Origin of the sequence: Acidipila sp. EB88, assembly GCF_003858395.1 — a bacterium.
Lineage (GTDB): Bacteria > Acidobacteriota > Terriglobia > Terriglobales > Acidobacteriaceae > EB88.
This window is the reverse complement of the sequence record NZ_QWEV01000005.1, coordinates 2357024-2372349: the sequence shown is the minus strand read 5'-3', so window position 1 is coordinate 2372349 and position 15326 is coordinate 2357024. Positions and strand designations below refer to the sequence as shown.

Here is a 15326-nt window from a genome sequence, read left to right as displayed (position 1 = left end):
CCCCTTCCCAGTACTGCCCAGGTGACAATGACCATCCTTGAACTGAAAGAAAAGAACATCACGGAGTTGAGCCGCATTGCGCGCTCGCTCGACATTCCCGGTGCCAGCGGTCTTCGCAAGCAGGACCTGATCTTCAAGATTCTGCAGGCGCAGAGCGAAAAAGAAGGCAATATTTTTGCCGAAGGGGTCCTCGAAATTCTGCCGGACGGCTATGGATTTCTGCGTTCGCCTGACTACAACTACCTGCCCGGCCCGGATGATATTTACGTTTCGCCTTCGCAGATCCGCAAGTTCGACCTGAAGACCGGCGACACGATCTCGGGCAACGTACGCCCCCCGCATGAGGGCGAGAAGTATTTTGCACTGGTCAAGATCGAGGCGATCAACTTCGAGTCGCCGGAAGAGACACGCAACAAGATCCTGTTCGACAACCTGACTCCCTTGTATCCGCAGGAGCGGATCAAGATGGAGACGGTGCGCGAGTCAATTTCGGGCCGCGTGATGGACATGCTGACGCCGATCGGCAAGGGGCAGCGCGGGCTGATCGTGGCGCCGCCACGCACCGGCAAGACGATGCTGCTGCAGGCGATTGCGAACTCCGTGACGTCGAACCACCCGGAAGTTGCGCTGATCGTGCTGCTGATCGATGAGCGGCCGGAAGAAGTCACGGACATGCAGCGGTCGGTGAAGGGCGAAGTCATCTCGTCCACGTTTGACGAGCCCGCGGCGCGCCACGTGCAGGTTGCCGAGATGGTGATCGAAAAGGCGAAGCGGCTGGTGGAGCACAAGCGCGACGTGGTGATCCTGCTGGACTCGATCACGCGACTGGCGCGCGCCTACAACACGATCGTCCCGCCGTCGGGCAAGGTGCTGTCGGGTGGTGTGGACTCGAATGCGCTGCAGCGCCCGAAGCGGTTCTTCGGCGCGGCCCGCAACATCGAGGAAGGCGGCTCGCTGACGATCATTGCGACGGCGCTCGTGGATACCGGCTCGCGCATGGACGAAGTGATCTTTGAAGAGTTCAAGGGCACGGGCAACATGGAAGTGATCCTGGACCGCAAGCTGATCGACAAGCGGGTGTTCCCAGCCATCGATATTCAGCGCTCGGGCACGCGCAAGGAAGAGCTGCTGATCACCAAGGAAGACCTGAGCCGGGTGTGGGTGCTGCGCAAGGTGCTGAACCCGCTGTCGCCGACCGAGGCGATGGAACTGCTGGTGGACAAGCTCGGGAAGACGCGTAACAACGCCGAGTTTTTGCATAACATGAGCTCGTTGTAGCGGTCAGGTGAAGTTACAGGACGGGGGCAGAGCGCCAGGCGCTCTGCCCCTTTTTGCTGCCCGGAAAAGGGGCGCTGGAGGGTCAACGACGTGGGTGCCGCGGAACGCGATCAGAGACGCGTTCGGAGACGGTTTCAGGGTTTTTTTGGCGTGCATTTTGCGTGCATGGTGAAAATGCGAATTTATAAATATGCAGTGATTTTGCGATCGGTGCATAAGTATGCACGGAATAACGCGCAGATAGTGAAGTAGTGATTTTGCGGTATGCATATTTATACCTGGCGCAGAATTAGCGCCTGGACTGGTATCGTGTGCGCTGCCGGTACCGGAGAGCCTTTTCGGGCTTCGGCAGGGCCCTGTGGCGCTTCAGAGTGGGTACTGGGGAGATTGTCGATCGGCTGGACTTTTTGATGGCATGGATTTCCGGTTCGGGAAAGTGACCTGGAAGTGGCCGGCGGTGGCGTTGGAATAGCTGAGATCTGAGCGGGCAGCAGGACGGCAAGACCGCCTGCGCGGCTGGCGGTCTCTTCGGGACAAGTGCCCGTTTGGAGAAGTGGGTAGGTTGGGATGATTTCCACGTTCCAGGTGCGAGACACAGGGCACCCGGTTTTGTTGGGAAGGCGGGTGAGGGGCTGGATGGGGCGGGTTGGACGGCAGTGAGGTGGATTGTGGCGGGGCAACGAAGTAACACAAATGGGTAACCTTTTCGGCCGCACCATGATAGTGTCCCTTTTGTAAGTTGCATGGGCTTGCGGCATCGGCTCGGAATGCGCGGGCAGATGCGATGGCGTCAGGCTTTCCGGATCGAGCTGTACCCGACCTCACGTTCAGCAAGGTGTGCCGATGTTTTCTGCTCCAGCCTCCCTCTTAAAGACCCTCGTGAAACCCGCAAGCCTGGCGCTGCTGCTTGGCGGGGCCGCTTGCGCCTTCGCGCAGGGCAACCCCGGCGACAACCAGTATGTTGTGTTTTCGCCTGCAACGGTGGTGAGCACGGAACCGTTCACGCTGTCAGAGCGCTCGCCCAACGTGCCGAACGGGCAGGCTGTGCTTGTGCAGTTGACCACGTATAACCCGGCGCAGCCCCTGGCCGCCACCACGCTGGTGGGGCAGTGCAAGCTGTTGCAGAGCAATGGCGGTGCCAGTTGCGTGCTGGGCCGCGCGCCGGCCGGGACATACCTGCTTTACGTGAGCGCCGCCAATGGCGGCACACAGTACCTGAACGTGCAGGAAGCCCTCACGATCGCGGCGCCGGGAGCGAACCGCAACGCGGCGCTGCAGGGACAGTATGCGTTCCTGCTCACCACGCCGACGGTGGGCGACCCTTCGCAGGCCTCGGCCTCCGCAATGGCGGGAAGCTTTACCGCGGATGGGCAAGGCCACATCACAGCGGGCGTGATGGATCAGAACGGCGCTGCCGGGACGGAGACTGCGGCGCCCCTGACGGGCAGCTACCAGCTGGGGGCCGATGGCACAGGTAGTGTGACGCTGCAAGGGCCGAGGGGAAACATGAGCTTCACCCTATATGTGCCGGTGCCGCAGGCCGCGGGCAACGTGGCGGTGGCGACGCTGGTTTCGGCCAAGGGCAGCGCGTTTGCGGGGAGCGGCACACTGGTGAACCAGAGCGGCACGCTGCAGAGTGCCACAGCGGTGAACCCCGGCTTTGGGCCCAGCCTTGGAGCGTCGTACCAGTTCACCGCGGATGGAGAGGCGTTTCCGCAGTGGTTTCCGCTGTCGACGGCGGGGCAGTTTCGCTTCAGCGCGAACGGCACGCTCCAGAGCGCGGGCAAGCTGCTCGTGAATGGGACCGCGGCGGACTATGCGGGGGTTGCGGGCACGTATACGCCGGTGGACGCGACCACGGGACGCGCCACCATGACGCTGGCCTCGCCCGGCCAGCCGGTGATCGAGTATGCGATCTACGAGACGGCGCAGCAGGGTTTCCTGTTCCTGTCGCTGTCGCCACACACGGCCAACCCGCTGATTGAAGGCACGGCCACGGCGAACCAGTAATGGGCCCGCGCGTGCGGGCATCGAGCAACAGGGCAAGTGGAACGCCAACAATCGGCAGAGTGGACGCGAGGGTGGGTGGCATGATCAGCAGGAAATGTGGTGTGTACGGGTTGGCGGCAGGTGGGATTGTGGTGCTGCTTTGCGGGCCGGGCGCGCGGGTCGAGGCGCAGTCCTCGACGTATTCGGTTGCGGCCTCGCCGCTGCCGGCGGTGGTGGGGCAGCCACTGACGGTGACGGCCATGGTGCCGCTCACCGTTGCGGATGGCACGCACTTTGTGGTGACGGCGAGTGGGCCGCGGGTCAGCGTTTCGCAGCCGCCGGTGGACCTGTTTACGGCAGAGGGCGTGTCGCTGAATCACAGGGTTTCGATCGCGATCCCGGCGCCGACGATAGCCGAGGTGCTGGCGATCCAGCTGACGCAGGCGGTGGATGCCACGTTCGAGTCGGTGGAGCTGCCGGCACTGAACTTTTACCACCCGCTGCCGCTGGCCGCGCTCGGGACCGGGCAGCTCAACCTGCTGGTCGCGGCTGCGGGGCAGAGTGTGAGCCCGAACAGCGCGTTCACGGGAGAGTACTCGTTCCTGTTTCGCGGACAGACGCCGGGCGCGGCAGGCGTCCCGACGGGTGCGGCAGCGATTGGCACCTTTTTCGCGGATGGCAAGGGCGGGATCAGCAACGGGCAGCTGTTTTTGAAGAGCGTGTCGGGGTACAACCTGCCGGGCAACGGGCTGCAGGGGACGTACCAGATCGATGCGACCGGCCGGGGCTCGATGCAACTGGCGAGCCTGGACGCCGAGAACCAGCCGGTGAAGCTGGGGTTCGACTTTTTTGTGCCGCCGGGGCAAGCGGGGGTGGTGCTGCAGAACAGCAGCCTGATCCCGACAGGCGGGGTGACGGGCAGCGGGGAGATCTCGATGGCGGGCAGCTTCTTCCAGGCGTCGGCACCGAGCGCGGAGGCTTACCCGGTGCTGTCGGCGAGCACGCAGTTTTTCGACGAGGTGGCGGGCGAGGACCGGTTCACGCCGGGGGCCGGGTCGATGGCGTTCAACGTGACGGGGATGACGGGCACGGCCACGGTGCACACGGGAGCGCTGGCGACGGGTGAGCCGGATGGATTTTCAGGGACGCCCTACCTGTGTATCGGCTGCACGGGCCTGGGCGGGACGAACGTGTTTCTGTACTCGCAGGGCACGGGCACGGCGGCAGGCGCAGTGACGGAGCTGGTGGGCGTGTTTGGCTCGAAGCCTTCGGGAGGCGTGCTGTACTTCCTGTCGATCGACCCGGAGCCGGCGGCGAACCTGGTGGTGGGCACGGCGCAGTACTAGCGGGAGCGAGCTCCCTCACCCGCGACTAGCGGCGGGTGGGGAACTCGATCTTGAGGGTGTCGAGCGAGGGCAGGATCGCGGGCAGGATCTGGGCGTTGACGCGACCCGCGAGGACGGCCGGGTCCTGGTTGGCGAGAGCGAGGGCGGCCGCGGCATCAGCGGCTTCGAGGATGGAGAACCCGACGATGTCGCCTGCGGCGGTGACTGGACCGGCGAGCTTGTAGCGGCGCCACTCGATCTGGTCGCGCAGGAAGGCGAGCTGGGCGGGCATGAGGGTTTCGGCGCCTTCGGGCTCATCCCATTTGGGGCCCTTGACGAGGAAGCAAAGGAAGTAGGGCTTGAGGTTGCGCGGGATATTGGCGGGCCTGGAGTCCGGCGTGGGGCCGGTCTGGTCGGTTGGGAGAATCTCTTCTGGCACGGGCACCCCTTCCCTGCCGAGGATACCTCAGTCACCGGGACGCGGGTGCGGAGGCGTGCAAACGTCGGGACGAAGTCAGTACACTGGCGAGACCATGCCGATTGCAACACGCCTTTACCTAGAGGATTCCGGGCTGCTTGAGTTTCGCGCCCGCGTAACGGATATACGCGAGTACGCCCGCAAGGACGGCGTGCAGGTGTGGCAGATCGCGCTGGACCGGACGGCGTTTTACCCGATGGGTGGAGGGCAGCCAAGCGACCGCGGGACGCTGCGGGCCCGGGCCCGCTCAGGTGCGGAGCTGGCGCTCACGGTGGAAGACGTGAGCGAGGACGACGCGGGCGAGGTGTGGCACACCACAAGCAAGCCGGTGCTGACGGGCACCGAAGTCGAGGGGTCAGTGGACTGGCCGCGCCGGCTGGACCATATGCAGCAGCACTCGGGGCAGCATTTGTTGTCGGCAGTGCTGTGGGAGGGCTGGGGACTGCAGACGGTGAGCTTCCACCTGGGTGAGCAGGACGCGACGATCGACGTGGCGAGCGAGACGCCGGAAGCGCTCGCAGGCGAGCTGGCAGCGGTGGAAGAGCGGGTGAACCGGCTGATTGCAAGCGACCTGCCCGTGAGCAACCGGGTGGTGAGCCAGGGTGAGGCACAGCATTTGCTGGAGAGCGGCGCGGTGCGCAAGCTGCCGCCGCGCGAGGGGGAGATTCGCCTGATAGAGATGGCCGGGGTGGACCTGAACGCCTGCGGTGGAACCCATGTACGCGCCCTGGGCGAGATCGGTGGGCTGCTGCTGCGCGGGGTGGAGCGCGTGAAGAAGGCGGTGCGGCTGCACTTTGTGTGCGGGCTGCGCGCGGTGCGCGCGGCGCGGGCGGACCAGCAGGAGCTGGAGGCCGCGGCCGGGGCGCTGTCGGTGGGGAGCCTGGGCGTCAAGGAAGCGGTACGGCGGCTGCAGGCAGAGAACAAGGCGCTGTCGAAAGAACGGCAGAGGCTGCGCGAGGATGTGACGACGCGGCACGCGGTGCAGCTCGCGGTGGAAGAGCGGATCGAGGACGGTTTAAGGCTGGTGTGCCGGAGCTTTGCGGATCGCGATGCGGAGTATGTAAAGCTGCTCGCGATGCGGCTGATGCAGGCGGTGCCACACACGGTGGCGGTGCTGGTGTCGACGGCGGAGGAGCCTGCGACGCTGGTGGTGGCGTCGAACCTTGTGTCCGGTGCGGTGGCGGGTCGAGCGGGACTGGGTGCAGGAGCGGATGCGGCTGCGTCGGGCCGGAGGGCTGGGAGCGCGCGCGTGCCTGAGCAGGAAGAGGCGTTGGCCTGGCACTGTGGCGAGTTGTTGCGCGCGGTGCTGACACCGCTGGGGTTGCGTGGCGGCGGCACGGCGGAGCTTGCGCAGACGCAGGTTTCCGGCGAGATGGTGGCAGATGTGGCCGAGGCTTTGCGGATGCGGCTGGTGGGTGGGTAAAGATTGGCCTCAGAGCATTGGGCGCAGGACTTGTGGGGTACGGTCCTGCAGGTACTGAGTCCAGCGGTCTGCTTCTGCGGGGCCGCCTCGCTGCCAGACCTCGTCCAGGAGGAACGCATGGAACTCGGAGCGGACTTGAAGCGGCGTTAGCCTCGTCCAAGGATATCGATCGAGCAGGAGCATGGCTTCCGAGATGGAGCGCGTCATGCCCTCGGTGAGGTCTCGCTTGTCAAGATGGGCGAGCGAGGGAGTTGCGGCGGCCTTGCTGAAGCGTGTCGTGACCTTCTCGGGAAGATCTTCAAGCAGGGCCGTCTCATCGATGCTCAGCCAGAAGAGCCACCAACCTCCGGCTTTGTCCCGGTTTCCAAGCAGCGAAATGGTGCCGCCTTCCCCGCCGACCTCGAGGATAGTCGCACCTCTTAACCGGTCGAGCAGGGCGGTGGACTTAGCAATCCCGGCCTTGAAGAAGGACCAGTGCACGCTGCTGTACACGTTTGAGGCGGTGCTGCAGTGATACTGAGCGTATCCCCACGGGTTTTGTTCCTGAAGTTCAACGAGGTAATAGTTCAGTTCCCGAAGAACCTCTTGAACGATCGCATCTCGATCCGGGTGGTCATGGGCCAGCACCACCTGCACGTTGACTATGCCTCGCACAGGAGCACCTACAAGCACGACTACAGGATTGTTCTCCGATGCGATGTCCGGGGAATTGTGACGCAGCTTGAAGTGCTCCCCTGTGCAGTCGACCGGACCTTCGACCCACTTTCTAAACTTGGCTGGTCTACCCATACGCTCCCTGTAGGCCTGTCCGACTACGCAAGACTAATGGATCATCCGTCCAGCTAAGAGTGCCGCTATATCCTGGCGCGATCACGCAAGTAACACTTTATGGGTACCATCTAGCCTACTCACTCCTAACTTCAATTTATGCTCAGCACTATGTCAAATCAATCGCAGTACGGGCAGACTTTTCTCATCGACGCACTCGGTTCGCCGGCTGTTGGGCTCACCCGGGTCCCATTCGAAAGGGGTGCTGGAGAGAATGCCGCGTATAACGAAGCGTGGCTTCAACGGTTGATCATGCAACAGCCCAGCCTATTGCCGGCTGGGCAGATCGAAGAGGGGTTTGCGGACCTGGTGCCAATCTGCATGGAACTTCCTGTGAAGGGAGGATCACTGGACAACGTGCTCGTGACACCCGGTGGCGACATAGTGCTGGTGGAATGCAAGTTATGGCGGAATTACGAGGCGCGCCGCAAAGTTGTCGCGCAGATCATTGACTACGCCACACAGGTTTCCAAGTGGTCATACATCGACCTGGAAGAAGCGATTAGCCGCTCAACTTATGTCGGGGCCCTGCAGGAGAGTGGTCGAAACAGTCTCTACGAGCGCGTTTCGGCTGTAGGTGAGATAGAAGAAGCAGAATTTGTAGATCGCGTTTCGCGCAACCTTCGGCTAGGGCGATTTCTGCTGCTGATTGTGGGCGACGGCATCCAGGAGGGGGTTCGCGGCATGAGCGAGTTTCTGCAGCAGCACGCCGGGCTGCACTTCACGCTTGGCCTTGTAGAGATCGCGTTGTTCCGACTCACGACAGGAGGTTACGTGGTGCAACCGCGTGTGTTCGCCAGAACTACGAACATCGATCGCGGCATTGTCACGATTCATGATGCCCGCATCGAGATAAGTTCACCGAGCGCGCTAAGTACGTCGACGGCAACCTCTACGCGGAAGATGCCGATCACGAAGCAGCATTACCTTGAGGGTGTCGAGCATGTGTTCCCGGGTATAGGAACAAACCTGAACGCGATGATCGACAAACTCCCCGCAGCGGATGTGGATCCTGAGTTTGGAGCGAAGTCGATTATTCTCCGCTGGTATGGAGATGACATCAGGGGTTGGAATCTTGGCACCATCGTGAGTTCTGGCGAGGTGTGGTTCGATTACCTGTCGGTACGCGCAAGAGAAAAGGGATTGGTCGAGCAGGCCCGCCAATACTTAGCGGAGGTCGCAGCGCTTATTCCGGGAGCGTCTGTGAGAATCCCACCGGCCGGCAATGCGCAGGTTGTCAATATCGATGGGAAGACGATCAAGGTTGATGCGCTGGTCGCCGATACCAGGCGGCTGGAGGGATGGCTGCGGGCGATTGCGCGCTTTCAGCAGGCGGTGGCGCAGGCAGCTTGAGCGTGGCCCGAGTTGCCGGCCGGTTGGCGTGCGCGAGTTACGAGCAGATTACCGGTGTGCGGCTTGTTCGGTCTGGGCGATGCCGGGCAAGCAGGCAAAGCCGTCGCCGCTGAGGGCGGCGGTGCGCTTAGGGAGCTCGAGCAGGGATTTGACCAGAATGGAGAGGCGATTGAAGTCGGTTTCGAGGCGAAGGGCGAGTGAGCGCTCGTCGCCGATGCCGCTCGCCTGGCGGGCCAGGAAGAGAACATTGGTAAGGCACTGAAGGGGATTGTTGATCTGGTGAGCCAGGTCGTTGGCCATGGCGGCGGCGGCGCTGGCGCGCGCGTGAGCGATGAGCTTCTGCTGCTGGCGCTGCTGCCGAATGCCCATGGAGGCAAAGTTCGCGAGGATCTGCATGAGGCGAAGGTCCTCGCTGTCGAAGGCTTCCGCGTGGCTATGGGAAATGATGAAGATGGTGCCGCGCATCTCCTCTGCCTGCCAGGGCAGAAGGATGCCGTCGGTGACGGGCGCGGCTTCGACGCCGAGGATGTCGAAGAAGCGGTGGTCGACGCGGAACAGTTGCGGGCGGTTGCGCTCGAGACACACGGTGCAGGCGCTGGGAGACCGGGGAAGCATCGCGTCAAGGAACCGGCTGTACTCACCTGCGGTGGCAACCCACTGGTAGTGGTGCTGTTGGGTTCCGTCTTCGCGCTCGATGGAGATGCCGGCACTGTCGGCGCCACAGAGATAGACGGCGGCGTTGACGAGTTCCTGGAGGATGGTTTCCGGCTGCTCGACGAAGGTGGTGGCGAGCTTTTGGAGGCGCTGCAACTGAGTGGAGCCATTGCGCGCATGCAGTTTTCTGCCGGCAATCAGGGACTCGTCCGCGAGATCCACAACTTCTAAACCGACTGCGTCGAGTTCTGCTACCGAATGGTCCATGCCGTACATAGTTTACGTGTCCCGGGTCGCTGCCAGACCACTCTAAAGCAATTTAGGGGCGGCGACATTCCCGAAGGAGTGAACTTTTGGGGTAGGTTTGACGGGGTAGTGACGGCGGGGTGCCCGTGTTTTCGCCGTGACTGTATCGACCTGAATGTTCTGCATCCTACTGACCCAGACCCGTAAAAGTGTAGCAAGCTGGAATTCAGGTGTGTGACCGTGCTTCCCTCTTTCTCCGTTCCGCAAGCCGAGAACTCCCCGTTGCCCAGCCCGATCATGGGCACCGGCCTGATGCCGGAGATGGTGCGCCAGTTTCGCTGGGAGCAGACGCCCCTCGGGGCGATTGAGCACTGGTCCCCGACGCTGGTGGCCAGTGTGAACCAGATGCTGTTTTCGCCCACGCCTGCGATTCTCGCGTGGGGCGACGCCCTGGTGATGCTTTACAACGAGGCTGCGATTGCCGCGCTGCAGGGCATGCACCCGCAGGCACTGGGTGCGCCATACCGCGAGGTCTACAAGGAGGTCTGGCACCTGGTAGGTCCGGATATGGAGGCCTGCTTTTACCGGGGTGCGACGGTGGTGCGCGAGAACATGCTGATCCCGCTGAGCCGGAACGGGGTGCCGGAGGATTGCTGGTTTACGTATTACCTGATTCCCGTGTTCGAGGATGGCAGGGTTGCGGGCATTTACGACCCGTACCAGAACAACACGGAAAAGGTGCGGGCGCAGCAGGAGTTGCACGATACGCAGCGGCAACTGCAGCAGGTGCTGGATGCGACCACGGACGCTGTGTTCAGCCTGGACCGGCAGTGGACGTTTACGTACCTGAACAGCAATGCAAGGCGGCTGCTGTCGCCGTATGGCGAGCTGATCGGGCGCAACCTTTGGGAGACGTTTCCGGATGCGCAGTATGAGGGTTCGCCGTTTGTGCTGGAGTACACGCGTTCGATGGAGCAGGGAGTTGCTGGCGAGTTTGAAACCTACTACCCGAAACCGGAGGGCTGGTTCCAGGTGCTGAGCCGGCCTGCGCCGGACGGGATCACGGTGTTCTTCCGGGACATTACGGCGAGCAAGAAGTCGGCCGATGCGCTGATCGAGAGTGAGAAGCTGGCGGCGGTGGGACGTTTGGCGTCGTCGATTGCGCACGAGATCAACAATCCGCTGGAGGCGGTGACCAACCTGATCTACCTGGCGACGATCAGCGACTCGTTCGAGGAAACGCGCGGGCTGCTTGTATCGGCGGATCGGGAGTTGCAGAGGGTGGCGCAGATTGCGAGCCAGACGCTGCGATTCCACAAGCAGGCGACCAAGCCGACGGCGAACGTGCCGGCCGACCTGCTGGGCGGCGTGGTGGCGATTTACCAGGGGCGCGTAGCGGAGGCAGGGATTGCAGTGGCCTGGCGCCAACGGGAGAGTCGCACGATCCTGTGCTTTGAAGGGGAGGTCCGCCAGGTACTGAGCAACCTGGTGGGCAATGCCATCGATGCGATGGGCGGCGACGGCGAGGGGCACCTGCACCTGCGCGCGCGGGAGGGACATGACTGGCGCACCGGACGGAAGGGCGTGGTGTTCACGGTGGCGGACTCCGGGCTGGGCATGTCGGCGGGAACGCTGGCGCGCATCTTCGAGGCGTTTTACACGACCAAGGGACTGACGGGAACGGGGCTGGGTTTGTGGGTGAGCCAGGAGATCGTACACCGGCACGCGGGACGGCTGCGGGTGCGCTCTTCGCAGCGGCGGGCGGGTGGTGTTGCAAGCGGTACGGTATTTACGCTGTTTCTGCCGTTCGAGGCGGTGAGCCGGTCGTGAGCCTCGGGTATCGGCTGCAGGGCGGTTAGTTCCAGTAGGAGCGGTCGAGGGTGCGGTACTGGATGGCCTCGGCGATATGCGGGACGGCGAGCTGGTCGGCTCCTTCGAGGTCGGCGATGGTGCGGGCGGTTTTGAGGATGCGGTCGTGGGCGCGGGCGGTAAGGCCCTGCTGCTGCATGGCGCGCTCAAGCAGACGCTCGGCCTCGGGCGGCAGCGCGCAGAAGGCACGGATCTGGCGGGAACCCATGTGCGCATTGCTGTAGGTTTTCTGCTTTGCCTCGGTGAAGCGGGCGCGCTGGCGCTCGCGCGCGGCGAGCACGCGGGTGCGGATGGCGAGGGAGCTTTCGGCCGGGGTGGTGGAGCGGAGCTCGCGGTACTGCACGGCAGGGACTTCGATGTGAATGTCGATGCGGTCGAGCAGCGGGCCGGAGACCTTGGCGACGTAGCGCTGGATGATGGGCGGGGTGCAGTGGCACTCGCGGGACTTGTCGTTGAAATAGCCGCAGGGGCACGGGTTCATGGCGGCGGCGAGCATGAAGCGCGCGGGGAATGAGAGCGACATGGCAGCGCGGGAGATGACGACATTGCCGTCTTCAAGCGGCTGGCGCATGACCTCGAGCACGTTGCGGGGGAACTCCGGAAGCTCGTCGAGGAAGAGCACGCCATTGTGCGCAAGGGAGACTTCGCCGGGGCGCGGCACGGCGCCGCCGCCGATGAGGCCGGCGTCGGAGATGGTGTGGTGCGGGGAGCGGAACGGGCGCTCGGTGACCAGGCCTGCGCCCTCTGCGAGGACGCTCGCGACGGAGTGAATTTTGGTGGTCTCAAGGGCTTCGTCGAGGGTGAGCGGCGCGAGGATGGTGGGCAGGCGCTTGGCCAGCATGGTCTTGCCGGAACCGGGCGGGCCGATCATGAGGATGTTGTGGCCGCCGGCGGCGGCGACCTCGAGTGCGCGCTTGGAGCCTGTCTGGCCACGGACATCGGCGAAGTCGACGTGGAACTGCTGCTCTTCGCTGAGCAGCTGCCTGGCTTCGACCTGCAGAGGGGCTGCCTGGATGGCGCCACTGGCGTGCTCATTGAGTAACTGGCGCACGCAGTTGAGCGACTCGGCGGGGTAGACGGAGACGCCGGCGACAACAGCGGCTTCCTGCGCGTTGGCGCGGGGCACGATCAGCGTGCGGATACCGCGGTCACGCGCCAGGATCGCGATGGGCAGCATGCCGGGCACGGGGCGCAGCATGCCGTCCAGACCGAGCTCGCCGATCAGAAGAACATCCTGCATGTTTTTGAGCTGCATCGCGCCGGACGCGTGGAGGATGCTGATCGCGATCGCGAGGTCAAAGCCGGAGCCTTCCTTCTTGAGGTCAGCCGGTGCGAGATTGATGGTGATGGATGTGGGCGGGATCTGGAAACCGGAGTTCTTGATGGCGGCGCGCACCCGCTCGCGTGACTCGCGCACGGCGGAGTCGGGCAGGCCGACCATGTAGAAGCGGTCTTCCATCAGCTTGATGCCGGAGAAGTCGACCTCGACGTCGATGAGGTGCGCGTCGATGCCGTAGACGGCAGCGCTGAGGGTTTTCGCGAGCATAGGTTTTCAGGATTTGCGAGCTGAGTTTAGCACCGGGGTTGTGGCGGATTGTGCGGGAAAGCTGGCGGGCTGGTGACCTTGGGCATCGCGGGGCTTAGGCGCGGCAAGACTCCCTGCGCGGTTTGAGCACGGCAAGACCCCCTGCGCGGGAGGCGGTCACTTCGTGACGGGTGGGGCCGTCGGGTGGGCCTCCCGTTGGTCGGCTTGTGGGGATCTGGATAGATAGAGATAAGGCTGCATGCAACTGCGGCGATTGCTTATCAGGAAAACAGGCGCGCACTGAACTGTGCGCGCTGCTTTGCGGATGGGTTGCTTGTTACTTTGCCTTGCTGCCCAGCCACGCTTCGCGGAACTGTTGCTGTTGCGGGGTGAGTGGGGTACCGGTGCGTTCGACCGGGACAAACTCGAGGTCGGTTGGGTCAGCAAGGATGGCAGTGGTGTGCACGTCCTGGCCGCGGCGCCGGAGGTGGATCGCGACGGAGTCGCCGGCCTTGTGCGCGCCGAGGGCTTTCTGGAGGTCTTCCGGTGTGGCCAGCGGGGTGTTGGCGAGGGCGAGCAGTTCGTCGTCGCGATCGATGCCTGCGTTGTAGGCCGGGGTGCCGATGAGGGTGGAGTCGGCGACGAGCAGGGCGTGGTCGGCTGCCTTGAGGCGCATGCGCCCGAGGGTGGGCGGCCCGTCTTGTTTGCGCAGCACAAAGCCTGCGCGCAGCAGAAGGGGCGCGTAGTCGACCTTTTCGGTGCCGGCCATGTAGCGGCGGACGAAGTCGGCAGCAAAGGCGGGATCGTGGCTGACGGTGGCGAGTTGTGTCTCAACGTCGGCGATGGTGTAAGGGTGGCCGACGAGGCCGGGCGCAGGACCACCGGGCTTGCCGTAGGCGTGCCACATGGCGCGCATAAAGTCATCGAGCGTGATGGCGGAGTTGGAGCGGGCGCGCAGGGTGAGGTCGAGGCCGAGCGCGGTGACATCGCCGTAGGAGTAGTAGGAGACGAAGTCGTTGGTCCAGTACTTGGGAAAGTCATCGGAGCTGCCGTCGACCAGCGGGGCGAGGCGGCTCATGTCCATGGCGGAGCGGTACGAACTGCCGGGCGTGCCGAGGACATAGGTGAGGTCGTCGGCGAAGGCACCTAAATCGTTAGCAGAGGTGATGCCGCTGCGCAGCAGGGCGAGGTTGCCGTAGTACTGCGTAAAGCCCTCGGCGAGAAACATTTCTCCGGACATGTTGGTGTCGCGGAAGGAGAAGGGTTCTAGGCCTTCGGGACGGATGCGTTCGACGTTCCAGTTGTGGAAGTACTCATGCGCAACGGTGGAGAGGGAGAGCTGGTGGCCGGTCATGACGGTGCTGTTGCGATGCTCCATCCCGTCGCCCGAATCCCAAGGCAGCGCGTCGGCAAGAAAGGTGTAGTAGCCGGGCTCGTAGGCGGGGAGCTCGCCAAAGATGGCCTGCTCTTCGCGCACGAGTTTCTGCACGCTGGCGAAGTAGGCGTCGAACTCGGAGTCAGAAGCCTGGGAGTGTGCCACGACACGGATGGTTTCGGTTTTGCCGGAGGGCACGAGCGGGGGCACGGTAAAGGTGCGCATGCGGAAGTTGCTGAGCTCGACGGGCGAGTCCATGAGGTATTGCAGGTTAGGCGCGGTGAAGGTGTGGGCGTCGGCAGAGGGATAGAGCTGTGTGGCGATCTTCCAGTCGGAGCCCTGCGGCAGCGCGAAGGTGAGGCGGGTTGGGTCGTCGTCGAGAGCGGGGGCGTACATAAGGACCGCGGGAAAATTGAGATGGGCGTGGGTGGTGTCGACGGCGAAGAAGGTGCCATCGACACGGTCGCCGAAGAGCTTGTAGGAGACGTGCACGGTGCCATCGGGATTGGGCACGGACCAGTTGCGCGGATCGGTCTTTGTGGCTGCGAGGGGATGGCCGCTGCCGTCGGTGAAGTGCTCTTCAAAGATGTTGGAGGCGAACTCAAAGGCGGCGTAGCGACCAGGCGAGGCGCGGCTCACGGTGAGCGTCAGCGGTTTGATGGGCACGTTGTGGAAGGTGGCTTCGACCTGCATGACGTGGTGCACGGCATCGGGAAAGGAGAAGCGGTACTCGGTGGAGGACTGTGACTGTGCGGTGGCGGAAGCGGCCACGAACAGTGCGGCGGCGAGAAGCGCCAGGCGCGGGGCGGGAAAGGTTCCGAAGCGGTCGGTCACGGTGTGGTGATGATAAGTGGTGTGGGCGCGATTCGAAAAGAGATGTTGCGTGGTTTGAGTGCGCAGGGCCGCTTGCATAGATGGCTGGGCGTTGCGCAACGGCGAGCGTGCCAAGGTGCACTTTGGAGTTGCGCGCGCGCAGTACGAAT

At 63.7% G+C, this 15326-nt stretch carries 11 protein-coding genes; 6 read left to right on the top strand and 5 right to left on the bottom strand.

The annotated features are described in order from the left end of the window. Nucleotides 1-27: 27 nt before the first annotated feature. The 3 genes from rho to D1Y84_RS10410 all read left to right on the top strand — a co-directional run bounded on the left by rho (nt 28) and on the right by D1Y84_RS10410 (nt 4613). Nucleotides 28-1278 carry a transcription termination factor Rho gene (gene rho / locus D1Y84_RS10420; protein ID WP_124848444.1) on the top strand — a complete coding sequence of 417 codons (1251 nt, stop codon included), beginning with the start codon at nt 28-30 and terminating at the stop codon, nt 1276-1278. 879 nt (nt 1279-2157) lie between these two features. Then, complete coding sequence (locus D1Y84_RS10415; protein ID WP_124848443.1) at nt 2158-3288, top strand: hypothetical protein; 1131 nt, start codon at nt 2158-2160, stop codon at nt 3286-3288. 80 nt (nt 3289-3368) lie between these two features. Next, entirely contained in the window at nt 3369-4613 is a 1245-nt protein-coding gene (locus D1Y84_RS10410; RefSeq protein ID WP_124848442.1) for a hypothetical protein, read from the top strand. Between the two features lie 25 nt (nt 4614-4638). Here the strand turns inward: D1Y84_RS10410 and D1Y84_RS10405 are convergent, their stop codons facing one another. Then, complete coding sequence (locus D1Y84_RS10405; RefSeq protein WP_124848441.1) at nt 4639-5031, bottom strand: YciI family protein; 393 nt, start codon at nt 5029-5031, stop codon at nt 4639-4641. 94 nt (nt 5032-5125) lie between these two features. Between D1Y84_RS10405 and D1Y84_RS10400 the strand changes: the two genes are divergently transcribed. Continuing rightward, a complete protein-coding gene (locus D1Y84_RS10400; protein WP_124848440.1) occupies nt 5126-6493 on the top strand; it encodes an alanyl-tRNA editing protein in 1368 nt (455 codons plus the stop codon). 9 nt (nt 6494-6502) lie between these two features. Here D1Y84_RS10400 and D1Y84_RS10395 read toward each other — a convergent pair whose 3' ends face one another. Then, nucleotides 6503-7129: a hypothetical protein gene (locus D1Y84_RS10395; protein WP_124848439.1), complete on the bottom strand. Its 627-nt coding sequence runs from the start codon at nt 7127-7129 to the stop codon at nt 6503-6505. Nucleotides 7130-7432: 303 nt separating this feature from the next. Between D1Y84_RS10395 and D1Y84_RS10390 the strand changes: the two genes are divergently transcribed. Beyond that, nucleotides 7433-8674 carry a hypothetical protein gene (locus D1Y84_RS10390; protein ID WP_148092689.1) on the top strand — a complete coding sequence of 414 codons (1242 nt, stop codon included), beginning with the start codon at nt 7433-7435 and terminating at the stop codon, nt 8672-8674. A 48-nt stretch (nt 8675-8722) separates the two neighbouring features. On the opposite strand, the gene D1Y84_RS10385 is transcribed toward D1Y84_RS10390, so the two are convergent. Next, nucleotides 8723-9550 carry a GAF domain-containing protein gene (locus D1Y84_RS10385; protein WP_233581335.1) on the bottom strand — a complete coding sequence of 276 codons (828 nt, stop codon included), beginning with the start codon at nt 9548-9550 and terminating at the stop codon, nt 8723-8725. Between the two features lie 258 nt (nt 9551-9808). On the opposite strand from D1Y84_RS10385, the gene D1Y84_RS10380 reads away from it, so the two are divergent. Beyond that, nucleotides 9809-11404, top strand: coding sequence for a PAS domain-containing sensor histidine kinase (locus D1Y84_RS10380; protein WP_233581334.1), 1596 nt, complete (start codon nt 9809-9811; stop codon nt 11402-11404). A 25-nt stretch (nt 11405-11429) separates the two neighbouring features. Here the strand turns inward: D1Y84_RS10380 and D1Y84_RS10375 are convergent, their stop codons facing one another. Together D1Y84_RS10375 and D1Y84_RS10370 are read right to left on the bottom strand one after the other, a co-directional pair. Further along, on the bottom strand, nt 11430-12989 hold the full coding sequence (locus tag D1Y84_RS10375) for a YifB family Mg chelatase-like AAA ATPase (protein WP_124848436.1): 1560 nt from the start codon (nt 12987-12989) through the stop codon (nt 11430-11432). Between the two features lie 316 nt (nt 12990-13305). After that, nucleotides 13306-15177, bottom strand: coding sequence for a M61 family metallopeptidase (locus D1Y84_RS10370; protein ID WP_158615422.1), 1872 nt, complete (start codon nt 15175-15177; stop codon nt 13306-13308). Nucleotides 15178-15326: the final 149 nt, after the last annotated feature.